The following is an 18,652-nucleotide window of genomic DNA, read 5'->3' as shown; positions in this document are numbered from 1 at the left end:
CTCAAAATATTGGCAATTCTTCACAAAGGCAGTTCTTCGCGACTGAGTAATACAGATGAGCCAACAAGACGACATCGAATACCAATTAGAGACTTTAGCGATTCGTACAGGTCATACTCGTACTTTTGAGGGTGAACATAGTGAGCCAATTTTCCTGACTTCATCATTTGTTTGTGAAAGTGCAGCAGATGCCGCAGCAAAATTTTCAGGTCAAATTGAAGGCAATACCTATTCACGTTATACCAATCCAACTGTACAAGCTTTCGAAAAACGTTTAGCTGTTTTGGATGGTGCTGAAGCCGCTGTTGCGACAAGTTCAGGTATGGCGGGCGTACACGCGATCACTTTGGCATATTTGAAAGCTGGTGATCATGTGGTGTGTTCACGTGCTGTCTTTGGTTCGATCATTTCTCTATTTGAAAAATATGTCATCAAATTTGGTGTTGACGTTACTTTTGTTGATTTGGAAGATTTAGATGCTTGGAAACAAGCGATTCGCCCAACTACACGCCTATTGTTCATTGAAACACCGTCAAACCCATTGGCTCAAGTAGGGGATTTACAAGCCATTGCTGATATTGCACATGCGCATGGGGCATTATTTGCAGTCGATAATACTTTCTGTACACCGGTGTTACAGCAACCGATTAAATTCGGTGCGGACCTCGTGATCTATTCATCAACAAAATATATTGATGGTCAAGGTCGCGCGCTCGGTGGTGCAGTTGTAGGTAGTGCAAAATTGATGGAAGAGATTACAGGTGTTATTCGTACACTGGGTAACTCGATGAGTCCATTCAATGCATGGATCTTCCTGAAAGGCCTAGAAACTTTAAGCTTACGTATGAAAGCCCACTGTGCAAGTGCTCAAACTTTAGCTGAATGGTTAGATGCGCACCCGAAAGTTGAAAAAGTGTACTATGCGGGACTTCCAAATCACGAAGGTCATGAGTTGGCGAAAAAGCAACAAAAAGGCTTTGGCGGAGTTGTATCGTTTGTTGTGAAAGGCGAACGTGAAGGCGCTTGGACAGTGATTGATAATACTAAGTTCCTTTCTATTACAAGTAACTTGGGTGATGTAAAGTCAACAATTACCCATCCTGCAACGACTTCTCATGGCAGAATGTCAGCAGAAGCGAAAAAAGCAGCAGGGATTAGCGAAGGTTTAATTCGTGTATCTGTTGGTTTAGAAGATATTAATGATATTATTCGCGATCTTTCACGGGGTTTAGATCTTATCTAAAGTGAATTCATCAGTTTTGTTCGGAGATTTTTATGAACATTAATATGCTCATGCAGCAAGCTCAACGCATGCAAAAAGAAGTTGAGAGCAACATTAAAAAAGCCAAGGAAGAGCTTGCACAAGTTGAAGTTCACGCTGAAGCAGGTGGTGGTCTGGTTAAAGTTACTATGACTGCGCGTCATGTGGTGAAACGTATTGAAATCAATCCTGAACTACTTCAAGATGATACAGATATGATTGAAGACTTAATTGCAGCGGCAATGAATGATGCTTCACGTCAAGCTGAAGTGATTTCAGAAGAAAAACTGAAATCTGCAAACTCGGGTATGGGGCTTCCACCAGGCCTTTCAGGTTTATTCTAAGGAATACGTTAAATGTTTAGTGATCGTTTTGATCAACTTGTACAGGCATTGCGTATTTTACCAAGCGTTGGGCCAAAGTCGGCTCAACGTATGGCACTGCACTTAATCATGAAAAACAGGGAAGGCGCTGTCGGTCTGGCACATGCCTTGACTGAAGCAACCAACTATATTCATGAATGTTCCATTTGCCATTCATTGACTGAAGATGAAGTATGCAACATTTGCGTCTCTTCAGAGCGTGATGATCAACTGCTTTGTGTGGTTGAATCTCCTGCAGATGTCATGGCAATCGAGCAAAGTGGCAGTTTTAGAGGGAAATATCACGTATTGGGTGGACATTTGTCACCACTCGATGGTATTGGCCCCGACGAAATTGGTATTCCTTATTTAATTCAACGACTAAGTGATGGTAAAGTGCAGGAAGTGATCTTGGCGACCAATGCAACGGTAGAAGGTCAAGCGACAGCACATTATTTGGTTGAAGCGACCAAGCATTTACCAATACAAATGACCCGTATTGCACAGGGTGTACCACAGGGTGGTGAGCTTGAATATGTGGATAGTCATACTTTAAGTCAGGCCGTGCATAACCGAATGCGAATGAAGTAACTATAGAGCGAAACTCGTTTCGCTTTGTATAAAATTCACCTAATTATTTATACTTAATAACGATTAAAGTTTTTGTTTACAATGAATAAAAAAGCCAATTAAAGGAAATAAGTCACTAAAATAACGTTTTTCCTTATAGATAAATAATATATATCAGTTAATATAAGCTCATAGAGCATCTAAAATTAGACTCAGCAACTTATGTATCAATTCATTCAAAATCAGCCAGATTTAAATTCTGTTTTAAATCTTATGGACCAAAGCTCGATTTACGGACTCGACACCGAGTTTATAAAAGTAGATACCCTGTGGCCCAAACTTGGACTTTTCCAAATTAATGTACAAAATCAGGTGTATTTACTTGATGGTACAACCCTCGATTTAAGCCAATTCTGGCAAAAATTATTTGCGGCTCAGCAAAACATTTTTCATGCTTGTAGTGAAGATATCGACCTGATTTATCACTATGCACAGCATAAGTCTTTAGAAAATGTATTTGATACCCAAGTTGGGATGTCATTTTTAGGGCATGGCTTACAAGTCAGCTATCAAAATGCCTTAAAAACTATGCTCGATGTAGATATAGATAAAGATCAGACACGTTCAGATTGGTTGGCTCGTCCACTCAGTGCCGAGCAATTGAACTATGCAGCGAATGATGTACATTATTTAATGAATTTAAGCCAAACGATTCAGAATGAATTGGCTGCGAAAAGTTTATTAAATTGTGTGCTTGAGGACTGCAAAAATTTAACTTATGAAATTGGCACTGAAACGCCGATCCATATGCTGTATCACGATATTGGTAATTATCGACATTCACGTCGACAGCTCATGCAAATTCAGCAATTGGCCGTTTGGCGTGAGCAAATGGTGAAAGCCTTAAATCAGCCACGTAGCTTTATTCTTAAAAACTCAACCATCATTGATATGGTTGAAAAAAATCCAAAAAATAATTTTCAATTGAGTGCGGTGAAAGACATTCGTCCGAACATTGTGCGTGAGCATGGTAAAATTATTTTAGATTTGTTGAAGTTTTTACCTGAACAAGCTGAATGGCCGCTGCGTATGGCACGTCCAATTCGTCATTCGTCTCAGGATATTGGTTCGCGCGTCGATACCGTTATTCAGCGTGCAGTACAAGAAACCTCTGTGCCTAAAGAAGTTTTAATGCGCAAAAAATGGTTAAATGCTTTGTATCAACATGTGGTTTTTCATAATGATGAACAGGATTTACCGAGCTACCTATTGGGTTGGCGCTATGAATTACTGACGAAGCCTTTAATTGAAGTGCTGCATGCCGATGAAAGCTATCTTTCTGGTCAAATGAAAGTGATGGAATAAGTTCTGATTGATTAAAGAAATATCACTTATACAAATTCACGACTGATGCGTTAATAAACACTAATGTATCAGTCTTTTTTTTGATGTATCCTTTGCCTTGCGTTTAATGAGTATTGATTCAATTATGTACTGTTCTATCTACAAATCGAGCAAAAAAGATGAAATGTATCTTTATATTGCTCGTCCTGAAGTTAATGAAAACGAAACTGAAGCGACAGATCCGCTTGCAGTAATGCCTGATGCTTTACGTACAGCATTTGGTCGTGCCACATTTGTCATGGATCTAGAACTCAGTGAATCACGCAAACTTGCACGTGTGAACGTATTACACGTCATAGATTCTATTGAAACAAAAGGGTTCTTTATTCAAATGCCTCCAGAAGGTTTAATTGACCCAAATGCAGTTGAGCCAGAAGGCTTGCGCGGCGCTTAAGTTAATTCAGGAGTTGTGAAAATGAATGGTGTAGTATCGGTATTGGACTCAATTCCTGAAAGCAGTATTGCAATTACGGTTTACCTAGGTGGGGCTGTAATTGCTTTGTTGTGTTGGTATGGGCTGATGAAGCGCTTACCCAAAACGATCGGTGCCATTGGTTGGCTTATCGTATTTGCTATTTTATTAACACCAACCGTTTCTGAAGGTTCAAATGCAGCAATCGCACCTGCGATTTTTGGTTTGATTTTTGGTGTATTAACAAAAGATCAGTCATTGGTTTGGTTGAATCTATCGTTGATTCTCTTTGTGGTGGGTATTGGTTTAGTCCTCGGTTATTTTTGGACAAAATACAATGCAGCGAAACCACAGCACGTTGTAAACAAGAAAATTTCACCGCTTTAAATAAAAAAATAAGGTTATGTCATGTCTGTTGAAACTCAACAATTTACTGGTACAGATCAATATATTGCGACCGATAGTTTAAAACTTGCAGTAAAAGCTGCACGTTCATTGCAAAAGCCACTTTTGGTTAAAGGTGAGCCGGGGACAGGTAAGACACTTTTAGCCGAACAAGTGGCTGAAAGCTTAGGGCTTAAGCTCATTACGTGGCATATCAAATCAACGACCAAGGCTCAGCAAGGTTTGTACGAGTACGACGCCGTATCTCGTCTGCGTGATAGTCAGTTGGGCGATGACCGTGTTTATGACATCAAAAACTATATTAAGCCGGGTAAGCTTTGGGAAGCATTCACTAGTGAAGAACGTTGTGTACTTCTAATTGACGAGATTGATAAAGCAGATATCGAATTCCCTAATGATTTGCTGCATGAACTCGATAAAATGTCCTTCTTTGTGTATGAGACAGGGGAAACGATTACGGCAACACAACGTCCAATCGTGATCATTACTTCAAATAATGAAAAAGAACTTCCAGATGCCTTCTTGCGTCGCTGTTTCTTTCATTATATTGAATTCCCTGACGAAGCAACCATGCGTGAAATCATCGATGTACATTTTGAAAATATTTCAAATACCTTGGTCTCTGAAGCACTACAAATCTTCTTTAAATTACGTCAAATTCCGGGTTTAAAGAAACCGCCTTCAACCTCTGAGTTGATTGATTGGTTGAGTTTGCTGATGGCTGATGATATGCCAGAAGATATTTTACGAAATACGGATAAATCGAAATCAATTCCACCACTTTATGGTGCCTTGATTAAGAACGAACAAGATGTGCAATTGCTTGAACGTTTAGCATTTATGTCACGTCGTTAATTGATATCAATTCTTTAAAAGATTTAAAAGCCGGTTATCCGGCTTTTATTTTGAGTATTAAAAAATATAAAGGTGAATTATGCAGATAAGCCCATACGTATCTCGTGTACATATAGCTGTATCTAAGAGATTAAAGCCGACCGTTCTCTTGTTGGCTGCGTGCTTGTATTTTTCTAATTTTAGCTATGCAATGGATGATGCTCAGTTTGAACAGCAGCATCAACAGCTACTCCAAGATGCGTATTGGGCGCAAGTTGCAGAACATCAACTTAAAGAAAAACTCCTCGATCAATCAGATCATCTCGCAGCTCAAACGGCCATTCAGCAAAAGGCTTGTGCTGCAACTGTACTTGAGTTGAAATACTATGATTTTGTGATCTTGAACCTAAGCGATTTTAACCGCTATAGAAACCATCAAGGTTTTCATAAAATCGTATCTATTGAACAGTTGCAGCAAGATCGCCTCAATGTTCAGCACAAATATGAAACTCTTAAACAATCGCTTAACAATAGAAATACGATTTGCGAATAAATCATGCTGTATGTGTTTCTTTGGGTAGTAGGGCAACGTATATGAACACGCAGTAAAAGCTTTTGGCTTTACTTGTAGGGATCAATTTTTCATAATGGTGGATGTAAGGCAAGACTCAGTTGCAGATGAAATAACAAGATCACATGCATTCACACTGGATTTGACCTCCTGATATTTAATTTTTATTGGATTTTATTCGCCTATGTTTGTGCGATTGTTTTATACCCTTCGAAAATACGGTGTTCCTGTTTCAACTCGTGAATTGATTGACTTGAACCAAGCAGTGGCAGCAGGGCTAGTCTTTGCAGATCAAAATGAATTTTATCAGCTTGCAAAAACCGTCATGGTCAAAGATGAGCGTTACTTTGATAAGTTCGACCGTGCAATGAAGGACTATTTTGACGGTATATCGACCTTTGATTTAGACGAGCTATTAAATCAGGTGCATAAACTGCCAAAGGATTGGTTTGATCTTGAACTCATCGAAAAGCATCTAACACCAGAACAACGAGAAGAATTAAAAAAAGCTGGTTCATTAGAAGAACTGATGAAAATGCTTGAAGAGCGTTTGCGTGAGCAGCATAAAAAGCATCAGGGTGGTAATCGAATGATCGGTACGGGTGGTACTTCGCCATTTGGTGCCTATGGAGACCATCCTGAAGGTGTGCGTATTGGTGGGCCTGGGCGTAAACGATCTGCGGTGAAAGTTTGGGAACAACGTCAATACCGAAACCTAGATGATGAGCAGATTCTCGGCAGTCGTCAGATGCAGATGGCTTTGCGTCGTTTGCGTAAATTTGCCCGCCAAGGTGCAGCAGAAGAGCTAGATATCGACGGAACCATTCGTGAAACTGCCAAACAGGGTATTTTGGATGTGCAGTTGGTTCCTGAACGACGTAACCGCATTAAAGTATTGATGTTGTTTGATGTTGGGGGCTCAATGGATTCACATATTACCCAATGTGAGAAGCTCTTTACCGCGGCTAAAACTGAATTTAAAACTTTAGAGTATTTCTATTTTCATAACTGCTTATATGACTATGTATGGAAAGACAATATTCGCCGTTCAAATACGCGTATGAATACATGGGATCTATTCAATACATATGGGCGAGATTACCGTGTCATCGTGGTCGGTGATGCGAGTATGGCACCGTATGAATTAAACTCTGTAGGTGGTTCTGTGGAGTATATGAATGATGAAGCGGGTCAGGTGTGGTTACAGCGCTTACGCAATCACTTTGATAAAACAGCATGGTTAAACCCTGAAGAAGAAAGTTATTGGCATTACACCCAAACCATAGCTGCGATTAAACAAATCTTTGAAGATCATATGTTCCCGATGACTCTAAAAGGAGTGGAAGATATGACGAAATATTTAGCGCGCTAGCTTTAAAACGATACTTTTCTTATCAATGATGTTTATATTACTTACTCCAATTTTGCATTTTTTCTTATTTTCAAAATTGGATAGTATTTAAAAGTCTTTGTTCTGCATACAACATGAAGGAAATATGATGGATCATCAAATTAATGGTATCGCATTACCTAATGAAGAAGGTTTCTTCGGTAAATACGGTGGGCAGTTCATTCCACCAGATTTAAAACAGGCAATGGATGACATTAATGTTGCTTATGAGCAAATTCGTCATACAGAAGAATTTCAAAATGAATTGAAAGAGTTGTTTGCACATTATGTTGGACGTCCAAGCCCATTGTTTTATGCGAAGCGCTTGTCTGACAAATTAGGTGGGGCACAAATCTACCTCAAGCGTGAAGACCTTAACCATACTGGCGCGCATAAAATTAACCACTGCCTTGGCGAAGCATTATTAGCAAAATATATGGGTAAAACCAAAGTGATCGCAGAAACTGGTGCAGGTCAGCATGGTGTGGCATTAGCAACGGCTTGTGCCTTGGTGGGTATTCCATGTGAAATTCACATGGGGCAAGTGGATATTGAAAAAGAACATCCAAACGTGGTGAAAATGAAGATTTTAGGTGCCAACCTAATCTCTGTTACTCGTGGTACAGCTACGCTTAAAGATGCAGTAGATAGCGCTTTTGAAGAATACTTAAAAGATCCAACCAATTTTATTTATGCGATTGGTTCAGTGGTTGGCCCACATCCATTCCCGAAAATGGTCCGTGACTTCCAGTCCATTATTGGTGATGAAATTAAAGTTCAAGCCAACGAGCGTTTTGGTGCAAATCCTGACTATGTCGTTGCATGCGTGGGTGGTGGATCCAATGCCGTTGGTGCATTTACAGCATTCCTCAATGACACCGATGTTAAACTTGTGGGTGTAGAGCCGGCTGGTCATGGCTTAGATACCAATATGCACTCTGCGACGTTGACATTGGGTAAGCCAAGTCAAATTCATGGCATGGCATGTTATGTCCTTGAAGATGAACAGGGTGAACCATTACCAGTGCATTCAATTGCATCAGGTTTGGACTATCCAGGAGTGGGGCCACAACATAGTTTGTTAAAAGACCTAGGCCGTGTTGAATATACAACAGCGACAGACCAAGAATGTTTAGATGCCTTCATGACGCTCTCACGTGTGGAAGGTATTGTTCCTGCACTAGAAAGTTCACATGCGGTTGCTTGGGCAATTCGTGAAGCGCCAAAACTTGCCAAAGATGTGAAGATTGTCGTTAACGTTTCAGGCCGTGGCGATAAAGACTCAGACTATGTGGCTGAAAAATTAGGTTTAAATTAATTACTGCCATTAAAAAAGACTAAGTTGCTCATCATCTGTTGATGACGCAAAAATCTTTTGCAGTTGTATAGCCCGATCTATATTCGAAGTATCCCAGTTTTTAACTGGGATATTTTTTTTGACGTAATTTTTATAAAAAATATGGTCAAAGCTTGATGAAATTGAAATTAACTCAGGATGTAGTGCATAAATAATTGCCTTTGCATCTAAAATTTCTGTGATAGAAGATGCAATCTCTAAATTGATCGTACGTCGGTGGTATTGCAGCAGCTCATCGTCTTTCATCGATAACATTAAGCGTTCTAATTCTAAAATGATGGCATCTAGTTGGTCTAATTTATCTAAAGCGGATTCAAACATAAGAAAGGAATTTGAGAAAAGTAATTAATTTGTAATGTGTATGTCATTACAAAATGTGAGTTATATAAATTATTGATATTTGGAACTCCCCCTTAAAGCTTATCAAGGGGGATTTTTGAGTTTAGCCAGAAATATATTGTTGAAGTTGTTCGATCAGTTTGCGTTGATCATCCATTGCTGCTTTTACAAGGTCGCCGATGGAGATTAAGCCAGTTAATTTCTGTTCCTCAACGACAGGTAAATGACGTAAATGGCGATCTGTCATAAGTTCTAAACATTCTTCGACAGTCGCTGCACTTGTCACGGTGATGACACTACCCGTCATAATTTCGCTGACAGAGGTATCGAAAGATGTTCTTTCCATCAGGGCGATTTTACGTGTGTAATCACGCTCAGACAAAATCCCAACAACTGTGCCTTCATGGGTCACAACGAGGGCACCAATGCCTTTTTGTGCCATCAGGGAAATGGCTTCGAGTACAGTCGCATCTGGGGTGATGGTGTAAATTTCTTGATAAGCTTTGTCTTTAAGTACTTGGGCAACTGTAGTCATATTTTCATTCCTTTATAGTAGTTTTTGTTTAATTTAAATTAGCGCGAAATTTGAAAAAAGCAAATACTTTTCAGTGCATGCAGAGGTCAAACATGCACTGAGGGTTTTATGCCATTTGAATCTTATTTTGGTTAAAAAAGAATAAACGCATTTGCGAGGTTGTGAGCTTGAGACGGATGTGGCTAGAGCTATGCAACGCAGGGATAACTTTAAGACGTGTTAATGTCGGTAATAGCGATGCCTCAAAATCTTGTGGTGTAATGCGTCGTGGAGTGTAGTTGGGCCAATGCTTTTTGGCATATTTATGCGCTTGAATGCCATTTAGCCAAAACGGGAAGATAATATGATCTTGATCGCTGGTCATTGCCCAACCTTGTTGGTGGTAGAGACCCCAAAGGACTCCACAGTACATCATGGTTTTTAAAATACTAATTTTATAAAATAAATCTTTTGGAATAGGTTTATATTGCTTTAATTTAGACATCATATGCAGCGTGTTGTTGATGTTGCTCCTATTGTAGAAAATTCTTATGAAAAAGCTGTGTAAGCTTTGAACTTGATTGTAAGAATTTATGTAGTTAAAAGTTGAAGGGTGTAAAAAACGCCACCTTAGTGACGTTTTGTTATGCTTGCAAAGTGGCCATGTTCTGCCAATATTGCGCTTTGAGTGAGTCACGTTCTACGCGGAAGCCTTGATAATAAAGTTCAGCCAAAAATAACGCTGCTTTACCATGTCCAGCACGAGCTGCATCTTCCAATTCATGAACTGCATCGCTGAAGTTCATTTGAGATTGAATTGTGTTTACTGCATTTGCGTATACATGTTCGAGTTCATGTTGAGAGAATTGTTGAATCATATTTAACTCCTTATTCTAATTATGATCATTAAGGGCCCATTCTTTAGCCCTATTAACTAATTTAACTAAGTATTATTAAACTAATATTACAATTATCTTGAATTGTCAACTATTCACGTAAATATTTCTAATTTGCTATAGTTTACATGATTAAACAATGGACAATTGTTTTCGTGAGTAAAATACTATCACAAGAAGTTGTAGATAATAAGGAGAAGTAAAATGACAAGAGTTTTAGACGGTTTAACTTTAGATTATCCTCCGACATTAGCGCAAATTGTGGAGTTGGCACATCTACATCGTCGCAATCTTGATGAAGCAATTTTTCATCAAGAAATTCATTTAGGGGATTTTGGTTTGGCACAGCGCAAACGTGTATATGATTTCACACGGGATTTAGATAAGGCACAGCGTTTAGAATTTTACAATGCATATAATGGCGAATTACTCAAAATCGCCGATGATGATGATTTACATCCAGCGCATGCAGAAGGTGGAATGAGTATTTTTGCAGTATTTATCGTTTTGGCGATTATTGCATTGATTCTTTATTTTGCGGTGATACGTACCATTATTCATTAAATTGTTTAGCTAACTCACAGACTGAAACGGTGGACTGATGCAGTTTTAAGCGCTGTGACTTGAACTTCTTGAACGTCAGCCATACACTACTTTGAACCTGAGGTAGTGTATGACTATTGATTTAGAAAAAATTATTCAATTCAAATCTAAAATACAGCTAGAGCAAATTTATAATATCTTTGTTTCAGTCATGATCGTGGTGATTTTGGTATTGGCTGTAATTGCCTTATATCGTCCTATTTCTGTACAGCAATACCAAAACGTGTCACGACTTGCGTTGCAGCAAAGTTATCCTGAAACACAGGAAATGGCGATGCTGCTGAGACAGCAAGATCGCATTCGTGTGGGTGCTTATCTTAAATTGATGCATGCTTATCAGATGGAGTCTGTGCGGGCACATCAACTTCCGGCTTTGGCAGAGGAACAGCTTTAGTTGCAGGGATTATCTTGGTTGGAGCTGCATGTACATTCTTCTCCAATATCTGCTGTACTTCATTTTTATCTAAGGTTTTGCTCACCACAATCACAGTCATATTTTCAGGGTTCATGTAAGTACGAACCGCATTTTGTACATCAGCTACAGTTATTTTTTCCAATAATTTTGGGTACTGGGTCAAATAATCTGGATCTTGATGATAAAAGCCCAATAGACCAAGCTGTGCATTGATCGTTGCATTACTGCTGTAATTATTTGGAAAAGCACGCAGCATGCCTGCTTTGGTTTCTTCCATTTGTTTTTGATCAATAGGCATTTTGACAAAATCATTTAAAGCCTTATGCGCAACTCGAATACTATCTATCAGCTGATCTTGACGTGTTCCATAGCTAAAGCTAAAAATACCGGGTGCTTGGCTAAAGCTAAATGCACTATAGGCACCATAAGTATAGCCACGTTTAACGCGAAGCTCTTGCATGAGGATCGAGTTAAAACCTCCACCACCAAACATTCGATTGGCTACTTCTAGGGCTAATCGATCTTTGTTATCACGTGTCGTTCCTAAATGTCCAAACATGATGTTGGCTTGGGTGGAATTGTAGGGAAGATGGATGATATCAAAGCCTTTTTTTTCTTCTGGTTGTGCAAGTGCCTTAGCTTTTTCACCTTGGTTTAAGTTTCCGGAAATACGTTCTGCAAGGTTTTGTGCTTCTTTTTTGCTGAGTTTGCCTGTAATGGCAATATTCATGTTTTGAGCAACTAAAAATTGATTACGAAACTTCTTTAAAATGTCAGGGGTGATTTTTTTGATACTGCCATTGGTTCCAGTAATCGGTTCTGCATATGGGTGTGTGCCGTATACAGCCCGATAGAAACGAATATTCATTAAGCGACTTGGGCTTTCTTGGAGTTGTTTCTGACCAGCTTGGTTATTGCTGAGTGCTAAGTTGAGACTGGAGTTTTTAAAAGTCGCATTTTTAATCACATCCATCATCATACTTAAAGCAGGTTCTAATTTTTTAGGGTCTGACAATACGCGTAGCCGAACGACAAACATATCTCGATGTGCTTGTACGCTAAATTGAGCACCTATTTGGTCAAAAACCGAGGCAATTTGCGTTGCATTGTATTTTTCTGTGCCTTCATCGATTAAACGTGCAGCCATGTTGGCAACACCATACAAGCCTTTTCCGACTTCTTCATCACGAGCAGAACCTGCATTAAAGGTCAGTTGAATATCCACCATAGGTAGATCTTGTGATTCAACAAACAGGCTATTTACGCCATTTCGGTTTTTCAGCACTTGAACAAGCGGAGCACGGTAGTCTTTATCAATCTGTAAATTCTTTAAACTTTGTAGCATGGGGATAGATTGTAATTGGCTCGGATTATCGTTGAGGTCGGGAACATTTTCCGTATAAGTTTCTGCATGGAGAAGTGAGCCAAACGCAGTGAGTAAGCTTAGAGATAAAATTTTCGTAATAGTCATCACTAATCCTTACAAGATGCTTTCTGTGTTTTGGGTTGAGTTAGTCTGTTGCTCTGGAGTAACAACTTCCGTTTGAGCTGGTTTTGTAGTTTGATCTGCTTTATTTGAGGTTGTTGGAACCTCCGTCTGTTCTGGAAGCAGATACATGGTGCTTAAATTTTCTTTGACAAAATACGCATTTGCGACACGTTGAATATCTTGTGCGCTGACGTTTTCATATAGTTTTGGTAATTCGTCCATTAGCCTGAAACTGAGTCCATTGACTTCTAAGTTACCGATCGTCTTGGCTTGGCTGCTGATGTCATCTTGGTTATAGACTAAATTGGAGACAAAACGTGTGGTGATACGTTCAACTTCTGGTGTTTTGACTAATTCTGTTTTTAAAGTGTCGATTTCATCTTGTATCGCTTTTTGCGCTTGTTCCATTTTGACGCCATCGGTAGGGAGTGCTGAAATGGTAAACAAGCTGTCTCCACGATTGTATGGATCATAAGAAACACTTACAGCCGTAAGTAATTTTCTATCGCGTACCAGTTTGTCTTGTAGGCGAGATGAAATACCACTGTCTAAAATATTGCGAATAATATTGAGAGCATAAGCATCTTGTGGGTTTTTTGCGGTAGCTAGTGAGCGTACATTCCACGCCATATACAAATTGGGCACTTGTACGGGTAAATTTAGTTCCATATGACGATAGCCCACACGCTCGAATTCCATCACATCGTTACGATCAGGTGTTTTACGTGATGGAATATCACCAAAGTATTTTTGAACTTGACGTATTGCTGCTTCGGCATCGACATCACCGACAATCACCAAAATGGCGTTGTTTGGGGTATACCAATCTTTATACCACTGTTTTAAATCTGCTAATTTGATGTTTTGCAGATTTTTCATGTGTCCAATGACGGGTTGACGATAGTGACTGGTTGGATAAGAGATCCATTTGAAACGTTCATAAGCCAAAGAACGAGGGTTATCATCTGTACGCTGTCTGCGTTCTTCCATAACCACTTTAATTTCAGGCTCGAAATCTTGTTGTTGCAATCGTAAATTACTCATACGATCCGCTTCGAGCTCCAGCGCCATAGGGAAGTAGGCTTTAGGATACAACTGATAATAATTGGTGTAATTGGTAAAGGTTGCAGCGTTGATGCTGCCGCCATAGATACGGCTGAGACGTGTAAATTCATCATTAGGAACTTTGGTGGTTCCTTTAAACATCATATGTTCGAGCGCGTGGGAGATCCCTAATAGATTGCCCGACTCATCACTACTACCCACACGGTACCAAATATGGGTCATTACCATCGGCGCACGGTGGTCTTCACGGATAATGACCTTTAAACCATTTTTAAGGGTGGTTTCAAAGGTGCTACGTGTTAATTGGGTACGTGTGTCTGCATGTAGATTGGGTGCAGACCAAAGGCAACTGCTGATGACACAGATAGGAAGCGCAGAGCGAAATAAAGTTTTAAAAAAATAAGGAGAAAATCTGTTTTTATGGGACACAAAGGAATCCATTAAAATGCATTTTATAGCTATCTAGTTTTCCTAAAGTTAATTTTGATTGCAAGTTCAACATGTTGTTTTTTAGTGTGCTTCGCTCTGACGGGCGTGTATCGACTCAATTTAAGATAACTTATGATAGAATCGGTTTTTTTAACGCAGTGCTTTTCAAGGATTCGGCATGCAACAGCAATCTCATGGGCAGAATAAATTTTTGATTGATGCTGATATCGGTGATGACGATGTCACGCTACCGAGTTTACCTGCGGTAAATGTGCCGATTATCGAGACACCGAAAGTACAGCAAGAAGTTGCTGCACCATTACAAGAAACAGAGTCAGAAACTGAAGACTCGAAGGCGAAAGGCGGCTTCTTTAGTCGAATGAAAGAAGGTCTAGCAAAGTCACGTAAGAACTTGGCAGACGGCATGGTGAATATCCTGATCGGTGGAAAGGAAATTGACGATGAGCTTTTAGAGGAAGTTGAAGAGCAACTTTTGGTTGCTGATATTGGTGTCGATGCAACCAAAACGATTATTGCGAACTTAACTGAACGTACTGAACGTGGCGATTTAATCTATTCACATTCTTTATATAAAGCGCTTCAAGAAGAACTTGTGACATTACTTGCACCACGTGTTAAACCGCTACATATCGACAGCAATAAAAATCCGTATGTGATTTTGGTTGTTGGTGTGAATGGTGTGGGTAAAACCACCACAATTGGTAAATTGGCGAAACGACTACAAGGTGAAGGTAAAAAAGTAATGTTGGCTGCTGGTGATACATTCCGTGCAGCAGCGACAGAACAATTACAAATTTGGGGCGAACGCAATAATATTGCCGTTGTGGCGCAAGGTCATGGTGCAGATTCTGCTTCTGTTATTTTTGATGCATTTGAAAGTGCTCGTGCAAAAGGCGTAGATGTGCTGATTGCAGACACTGCAGGTCGTTTACATAACAAAGGACACCTCATGCAAGAGTTGTCTAAAGTAAAACGTGTAATGCAAAAAATTGACGCTACAGCTCCGCATGAAGTGATGTTGGTGGTAGATGCAGGCACAGGTCAAAATGCCATTAACCAAGTTGAAATGTTTGACGAGGCAGTAGGGCTTACAGGTCTAACTATTACTAAACTGGATGGTACAGCCAAAGGTGGTGTGTTATTCAATATTGCAAGCCGTACCCATGTGCCAATTCGTTTTATTGGTGTAGGTGAGAAAATTGATGACTTGCGTCCATTCTCAGCAAAATCATTTGTCGCAGCATTATTTGAAACTGATAAATAAAATGCGTTAAATGTCACATAAACTCCGCAAAATGCGGAGTTTTTTGTTTTAGAGTTTATTGATTGATTTAAAAAGCAACATGTGAATAAATCATAATCAAAATTCAGCCTAATAAACCCTTAGAATAAGTAAGGAATTGTTGTTTATATATAAAAATTGCTTTGGGGTGTTTAGGGTGGCGTTACTCGATAAAATTGGTCATGTATTGACTGCGGATATCACTAAAGATTTTAAATTAAAAAAGAAAAATACTGACCAAGAAGTAGAAGCGTCATTTGTCGACCAACTAAAGAAACGTCGCAGTATTTACGAGCTTGGAAAGAAGGTACATTATAGTCAGGCTTATTTGGCGGAACTGATTCAAGAGTCTGTAAGAAGTTGTCCATCTGCATATAATTCGCAAAGCACACGTATTGTGGTTTTATTTGGCGAATCTCATCAAAAATTTTGGGACATAGTAAAAGACGTACAACGCAAGAATGTTGCGAGTTATATTTTTGAGGGCGTGGCGCTCAAAATAGATCAATGTGCAGCTGGCCTAGGAACTGTGCTTTTCTATGAAGATCAAGCCGTGATTCAACAATTACAAAAGAAAGTGCCATTAAGTGCAGAAGATTTTCCAGTGTGGTCGGAGCAAACGTCTGGCATGGCCCAATTCGCAGTATGGACTTCGATCGCAGATGCAGGTCTAGGCGCATGTTTACAGCACTATAATCCACACATTGATTATGCTGTTGCCGAACACTTTGATATTTCAAAACAATGGCTGCTACGTGCGCAGTTGGTCTTTGGTTCAATTGAAGGCCAAGCGCCTGAACATTTAGAACCAGAAGATCAAGATCAGTTTAGAATTTATGAGTAATTTTTATGTGCTGTAAGTTGCTTTGATCTCTGCTTTTAGAGCAGTAAACTAAAATCTGTATGTAAATGAGTTGTGGGTATTTAGATGCTTACAACTGATTGTTCTGGAAATAAGACACAATGTTGTAAATATAGTCATGCAACGGTTAAAAACTTCACCTATTATAAATCTCAACTTAGTCAGCTAATTGAAAATAAAAAGAGGTCTTGTAATGTCATTCTTGAATCAAATCGAACAACGTCGCACAATCTATTCTATTGGTAATAACGTTACTTTATCGCAAGATGAAATTGAGCAAACTATTAAAGATGCTGTACGTTTAAGTCCTTCATCATTTAACTCTCAAACGTCTCGTGTCGTTATTCTGTTTGGTGATGCACATCAAAAATTCTGGAATATCGTACGTGAAACTTTACGTAAAATTGTACCTGCAGATGCATTTGAAGGAACTAATGGCAAGATTAATAGTTTTGCAGCAGGTTTTGGTACAGCATTATTTTATGAAGATCAGGCTGTAGTCAAAGCTCTCCAAGAACAATTTGCACTTTATGCAGATAATTTCCCAGTATGGTCTGAACATTCAACGGCGATTGCTCAATTTGCTACTTGGACTGCTTTGGCTGAAAAAAATATTGGTGCGTCATTACAACATTACAATCCAATTGTTGATGCTGAAACAGCTGCGGCATTTGATGTGCCAGATCAATGGAAACTACGTGCACAACTTGTTTTCGGTTCGATTGAAGCGCCTGCAGGTGAAAAAACCTTTATTGCAGATGAAGAACGATTCAAAACATTCAAGTAATGATGGTGTGTTGAATTAAAAAGGATGCATTAAGCATCCTTTTTTTATATGCAAAATTCTTGAATGAATATCAAAATAATGTCTTGAAACTAAATATACAGTGATTGTGAGATGTCATAAGATTGTCACATATGCATTGCATAGTGCAATCGAAACTAAATAATTGATAAAAGAGTGATAATGATGACTTTAAGATTAACTGTTGCTGCTGCAGCGCTGATGTTAAGTAGTGCAGGATTTGCAGCTGTAACTTTGACTGTTCCGGAAGAAATCAAAATAGTTGCAGTTAATGATCAAGAAGTTACAGGTGGTTTATTTCGATCTACCGAGAAATATAAGCTAGATGCAGGTGAAAACGTATTAACGGTACGTTATAGCGAATTTTTTCAACATGCTGATAATTCGCACGATATATTAAAGTCAGGTGTTGCCGCTATTCGTACTCCATCACTGATTGATGGTCAAGAGTATCGTTTGGGTCTAGTCAATGCACCAAAAGATTTTGATGCTGCGCAAAAATATAAAGACCAACCGATATTTGGTTTGTATGACAAATCTAATCAATTACTTGTGCAGCAAGCGGGGGCGAAGAAAGAACAAAAATTGATTTTCTCTAATGGTGTATTGGGTAATGCCGTAGATTTTACGAAGAAAGAAGCTGTGCCAGAAAATCAACCGGCACCTGTTTATGCACAATCCGTAACAGTAAAGCCAACGAACGTAGCCGTTCCTGTAGCTACTCCAAAAAATGTAACTATTAATGAAAATGGGGCAGATCAACAATTAATTCAGCTTTGGCAGAAGGCTAGTAAAGCTGAGCGACAAAAATTCATGAGTTGGTTGGCTGAGCAAGCAAACTAAAGTCACTTTTGTAATTTCATTAGTTTTCTTAAAATCCGTGTTATTTGAAAAGTCCGTTGAATTACGGGCTTTTTAGATTGAAGAATATAAAAAACACCAAGAATTATAAAATTCGTCTTTCATAAAGCAAAATATACGGATATATTGATCTTTAAATAAGCAATAAATTGCTTTTAGTTTAAAAAATACACATTCAAGCAAAATATTATAGAAATTTCTATGATAGGGGCTTGTGTTTGTTTTGAAACTCTATAGAATACGCTGCATACCAACGCAGATAGCGATAAACGTAAGGTTTTTAGTTGTTTGATGTTGTTTCTTATTTGCTGACGAAGCATTAAGAAGATCATTAAGAGATTATGAAGAACAACTTGTGTGGATTTTTACTGATTGATTGATCGAAATTATTTTCATTGATTGATGGTAGAAATTACTCGAAGTTTATTTGAGCAAATTTTTGTCAGTAATTGATGAGCCAAGATTGGTACACTATATGTACTATTGATTTTAAACTGAAGAGTTT

At 38.9% G+C, this 18,652-nt stretch carries 21 protein-coding genes and 1 pseudogene; 16 read left to right on the top strand and 6 right to left on the bottom strand.

Annotated features, from left to right (window positions below):
• The first annotated feature begins 55 nt into the window (after nt 1-55).
• The 10 genes from FTU13_RS11465 (at nt 56) to trpB (ending at nt 8,527) form a co-directional block, all read left to right on the top strand.
• Nucleotides 56-1,243: an O-succinylhomoserine sulfhydrylase gene (locus FTU13_RS11465; RefSeq protein WP_180090225.1), complete on the top strand. Its 1,188-nt coding sequence runs from the start codon at nt 56-58 to the stop codon at nt 1,241-1,243.
• 32 nt (nt 1,244-1,275) lie between these two features.
• A complete protein-coding gene (locus tag FTU13_RS11460; RefSeq protein WP_180035772.1) occupies nt 1,276-1,605 on the top strand; it encodes a YbaB/EbfC family nucleoid-associated protein in 330 nt (109 codons plus the stop codon).
• A gap of 12 nt (nt 1,606-1,617) precedes the next feature.
• Nucleotides 1,618-2,214: a recombination mediator RecR gene (gene recR, locus FTU13_RS11455; RefSeq protein WP_078188505.1), complete on the top strand. Its 597-nt coding sequence runs from the start codon at nt 1,618-1,620 to the stop codon at nt 2,212-2,214.
• Between the two features lie 201 nt (nt 2,215-2,415).
• On the top strand, nt 2,416-3,558 hold the full coding sequence (locus FTU13_RS11450) for an HRDC domain-containing protein (protein WP_180127061.1): 1,143 nt from the start codon (nt 2,416-2,418) through the stop codon (nt 3,556-3,558).
• A 124-nt stretch (nt 3,559-3,682) separates the two neighbouring features.
• Nucleotides 3,683-3,991 carry a YcgL domain-containing protein gene (locus FTU13_RS11445; RefSeq protein ID WP_180011296.1) on the top strand — a complete coding sequence of 103 codons (309 nt, stop codon included), beginning with the start codon at nt 3,683-3,685 and terminating at the stop codon, nt 3,989-3,991.
• A gap of 21 nt (nt 3,992-4,012) precedes the next feature.
• Nucleotides 4,013-4,396 (top strand): hypothetical protein, encoded by a 384-nt coding sequence (locus FTU13_RS11440; protein WP_111884944.1) that lies wholly within the window; start codon nt 4,013-4,015, stop codon nt 4,394-4,396.
• Between the two features lie 21 nt (nt 4,397-4,417).
• Complete coding sequence (locus FTU13_RS11435; RefSeq protein WP_180011248.1) at nt 4,418-5,269, top strand: MoxR family ATPase; 852 nt, start codon at nt 4,418-4,420, stop codon at nt 5,267-5,269.
• 79 nt (nt 5,270-5,348) lie between these two features.
• A complete protein-coding gene (locus FTU13_RS11430) occupies nt 5,349-5,801 on the top strand; it encodes a hypothetical protein (RefSeq protein WP_180127059.1) in 453 nt (150 codons plus the stop codon).
• Between the two features lie 202 nt (nt 5,802-6,003).
• On the top strand, nt 6,004-7,191 hold the full coding sequence (locus FTU13_RS11425; RefSeq protein WP_180127057.1) for a VWA domain-containing protein: 1,188 nt from the start codon (nt 6,004-6,006) through the stop codon (nt 7,189-7,191).
• A 127-nt stretch (nt 7,192-7,318) separates the two neighbouring features.
• Nucleotides 7,319-8,527: a tryptophan synthase subunit beta gene (trpB, locus tag FTU13_RS11420; RefSeq protein WP_180127055.1), complete on the top strand. Its 1,209-nt coding sequence runs from the start codon at nt 7,319-7,321 to the stop codon at nt 8,525-8,527.
• Between the two features lie 9 nt (nt 8,528-8,536).
• Here the strand turns inward: trpB and FTU13_RS11415 are convergent, their stop codons facing one another.
• The 4 genes from FTU13_RS11415 to FTU13_RS11400 all read right to left on the bottom strand — a co-directional run bounded on the left by FTU13_RS11415 (nt 8,537) and on the right by FTU13_RS11400 (nt 10,297).
• Entirely contained in the window at nt 8,537-8,887 is a 351-nt protein-coding gene (locus FTU13_RS11415) for a hypothetical protein (protein ID WP_180035767.1), read from the bottom strand.
• A gap of 121 nt (nt 8,888-9,008) precedes the next feature.
• Nucleotides 9,009-9,440: a CBS domain-containing protein gene (locus FTU13_RS11410; RefSeq protein WP_078193901.1), complete on the bottom strand. Its 432-nt coding sequence runs from the start codon at nt 9,438-9,440 to the stop codon at nt 9,009-9,011.
• Between the two features lie 106 nt (nt 9,441-9,546).
• Nucleotides 9,547-9,924 carry a DUF2750 domain-containing protein gene (locus tag FTU13_RS11405; protein WP_078193900.1) on the bottom strand — a complete coding sequence of 126 codons (378 nt, stop codon included), beginning with the start codon at nt 9,922-9,924 and terminating at the stop codon, nt 9,547-9,549.
• A gap of 139 nt (nt 9,925-10,063) precedes the next feature.
• The gene (locus tag FTU13_RS11400) at nt 10,064-10,297 is read right to left on the bottom strand and encodes a hypothetical protein (protein WP_078188494.1); all 234 of its coding nucleotides are present in this window, start codon (nt 10,295-10,297) and stop codon (nt 10,064-10,066) included.
• 222 nt (nt 10,298-10,519) lie between these two features.
• Here FTU13_RS11400 and FTU13_RS11395 point away from each other — a divergent pair, with 222 nt between their 5' ends.
• Nucleotides 10,520-10,879 (top strand): hypothetical protein, encoded by a 360-nt coding sequence (locus FTU13_RS11395; protein ID WP_111884936.1) that lies wholly within the window; start codon nt 10,520-10,522, stop codon nt 10,877-10,879.
• Nucleotides 10,880-10,988: 109 nt separating this feature from the next.
• Nucleotides 10,989-11,312 carry a hypothetical protein gene (locus FTU13_RS11390; protein WP_078193898.1) on the top strand — a complete coding sequence of 108 codons (324 nt, stop codon included), beginning with the start codon at nt 10,989-10,991 and terminating at the stop codon, nt 11,310-11,312.
• Here FTU13_RS11390 and FTU13_RS11385 read toward each other — a convergent pair.
• A complete protein-coding gene (locus FTU13_RS11385; RefSeq protein WP_180127051.1) occupies nt 11,236-12,804 on the bottom strand; it encodes a pitrilysin family protein in 1,569 nt (522 codons plus the stop codon). The genes FTU13_RS11390 and FTU13_RS11385 overlap by 77 nt on opposite strands.
• A gap of 126 nt (nt 12,805-12,930) precedes the next feature.
• A pseudogene (locus FTU13_RS11380) lies at nt 12,931-14,244 on the bottom strand (M16 family metallopeptidase); the annotation flags it as partial.
• A gap of 250 nt (nt 14,245-14,494) precedes the next feature.
• Between FTU13_RS11380 and ftsY the strand changes: the two are divergent.
• The 4 genes from ftsY (at nt 14,495) to FTU13_RS11360 (ending at nt 18,129) form a co-directional block, all read left to right on the top strand.
• Nucleotides 14,495-15,601: a signal recognition particle-docking protein FtsY gene (ftsY, locus tag FTU13_RS11375; protein WP_180127047.1), complete on the top strand. Its 1,107-nt coding sequence runs from the start codon at nt 14,495-14,497 to the stop codon at nt 15,599-15,601.
• Between the two features lie 175 nt (nt 15,602-15,776).
• A complete protein-coding gene (locus FTU13_RS11370) occupies nt 15,777-16,463 on the top strand; it encodes a nitroreductase family protein (protein ID WP_180127045.1) in 687 nt (228 codons plus the stop codon).
• A gap of 211 nt (nt 16,464-16,674) precedes the next feature.
• Nucleotides 16,675-17,268 carry a nitroreductase family protein gene (locus FTU13_RS11365; protein ID WP_180035761.1) on the top strand — a complete coding sequence of 198 codons (594 nt, stop codon included), beginning with the start codon at nt 16,675-16,677 and terminating at the stop codon, nt 17,266-17,268.
• Nucleotides 17,269-17,451: 183 nt separating this feature from the next.
• Complete coding sequence (locus tag FTU13_RS11360) at nt 17,452-18,129, top strand: DUF2057 domain-containing protein (RefSeq protein ID WP_180127291.1); 678 nt, start codon at nt 17,452-17,454, stop codon at nt 18,127-18,129.
• The last annotated feature ends 523 nt before the right edge of the window (nt 18,130-18,652 follow it).

Origin of the sequence: Acinetobacter sp. YH12064 (genome assembly GCF_013419735.1) — a bacterium.
Taxonomy (GTDB): domain Bacteria; phylum Pseudomonadota; class Gammaproteobacteria; order Pseudomonadales; family Moraxellaceae; genus Acinetobacter; species Acinetobacter amyesii.
This window is presented reverse-complemented; position numbering and strand designations above follow the sequence as displayed.

Excerpts from the sequence above, each read along its gene's own strand:
- FTU13_RS11465 (WP_180090225.1), top strand. The coding sequence starts at position 56 with ATGAGCCAACAAGACGACATCGAATACCAATTAGAGACTTTAGCGATT.
- FTU13_RS11460 (WP_180035772.1), top strand. The coding sequence starts at position 1,276 with ATGAACATTAATATGCTCATGCAGCAAGCTCAACGCATGCAAAAAGAA.
- recR (WP_078188505.1), top strand. The coding sequence starts at position 1,618 with ATGTTTAGTGATCGTTTTGATCAACTTGTACAGGCATTGCGTATTTTA.
- FTU13_RS11450 (WP_180127061.1), top strand. The coding sequence starts at position 2,416 with ATGTATCAATTCATTCAAAATCAGCCAGATTTAAATTCTGTTTTAAAT.
- FTU13_RS11445 (WP_180011296.1), top strand. The coding sequence starts at position 3,683 with ATGTACTGTTCTATCTACAAATCGAGCAAAAAAGATGAAATGTATCTT.
- FTU13_RS11440 (WP_111884944.1), top strand. The coding sequence starts at position 4,013 with ATGAATGGTGTAGTATCGGTATTGGACTCAATTCCTGAAAGCAGTATT.
- FTU13_RS11435 (WP_180011248.1), top strand. The coding sequence starts at position 4,418 with ATGTCTGTTGAAACTCAACAATTTACTGGTACAGATCAATATATTGCG.
- FTU13_RS11430 (WP_180127059.1), top strand. The coding sequence starts at position 5,349 with ATGCAGATAAGCCCATACGTATCTCGTGTACATATAGCTGTATCTAAG.
- FTU13_RS11425 (WP_180127057.1), top strand. The coding sequence starts at position 6,004 with ATGTTTGTGCGATTGTTTTATACCCTTCGAAAATACGGTGTTCCTGTT.
- trpB (WP_180127055.1), top strand. The coding sequence starts at position 7,319 with ATGGATCATCAAATTAATGGTATCGCATTACCTAATGAAGAAGGTTTC.
- FTU13_RS11415 (WP_180035767.1), bottom strand. The coding sequence starts at position 8,887 with ATGTTTGAATCCGCTTTAGATAAATTAGACCAACTAGATGCCATCATT.
- FTU13_RS11410 (WP_078193901.1), bottom strand. The coding sequence starts at position 9,440 with ATGACTACAGTTGCCCAAGTACTTAAAGACAAAGCTTATCAAGAAATT.
- FTU13_RS11405 (WP_078193900.1), bottom strand. The coding sequence starts at position 9,924 with ATGTCTAAATTAAAGCAATATAAACCTATTCCAAAAGATTTATTTTAT.
- FTU13_RS11400 (WP_078188494.1), bottom strand. The coding sequence starts at position 10,297 with ATGATTCAACAATTCTCTCAACATGAACTCGAACATGTATACGCAAAT.
- FTU13_RS11395 (WP_111884936.1), top strand. The coding sequence starts at position 10,520 with ATGACAAGAGTTTTAGACGGTTTAACTTTAGATTATCCTCCGACATTA.
- FTU13_RS11390 (WP_078193898.1), top strand. The coding sequence starts at position 10,989 with ATGACTATTGATTTAGAAAAAATTATTCAATTCAAATCTAAAATACAG.
- FTU13_RS11385 (WP_180127051.1), bottom strand. The coding sequence starts at position 12,804 with ATGACTATTACGAAAATTTTATCTCTAAGCTTACTCACTGCGTTTGGC.
- ftsY (WP_180127047.1), top strand. The coding sequence starts at position 14,495 with ATGCAACAGCAATCTCATGGGCAGAATAAATTTTTGATTGATGCTGAT.
- FTU13_RS11365 (WP_180035761.1), top strand. The coding sequence starts at position 16,675 with ATGTCATTCTTGAATCAAATCGAACAACGTCGCACAATCTATTCTATT.
- FTU13_RS11360 (WP_180127291.1), top strand. The coding sequence starts at position 17,452 with ATGACTTTAAGATTAACTGTTGCTGCTGCAGCGCTGATGTTAAGTAGT.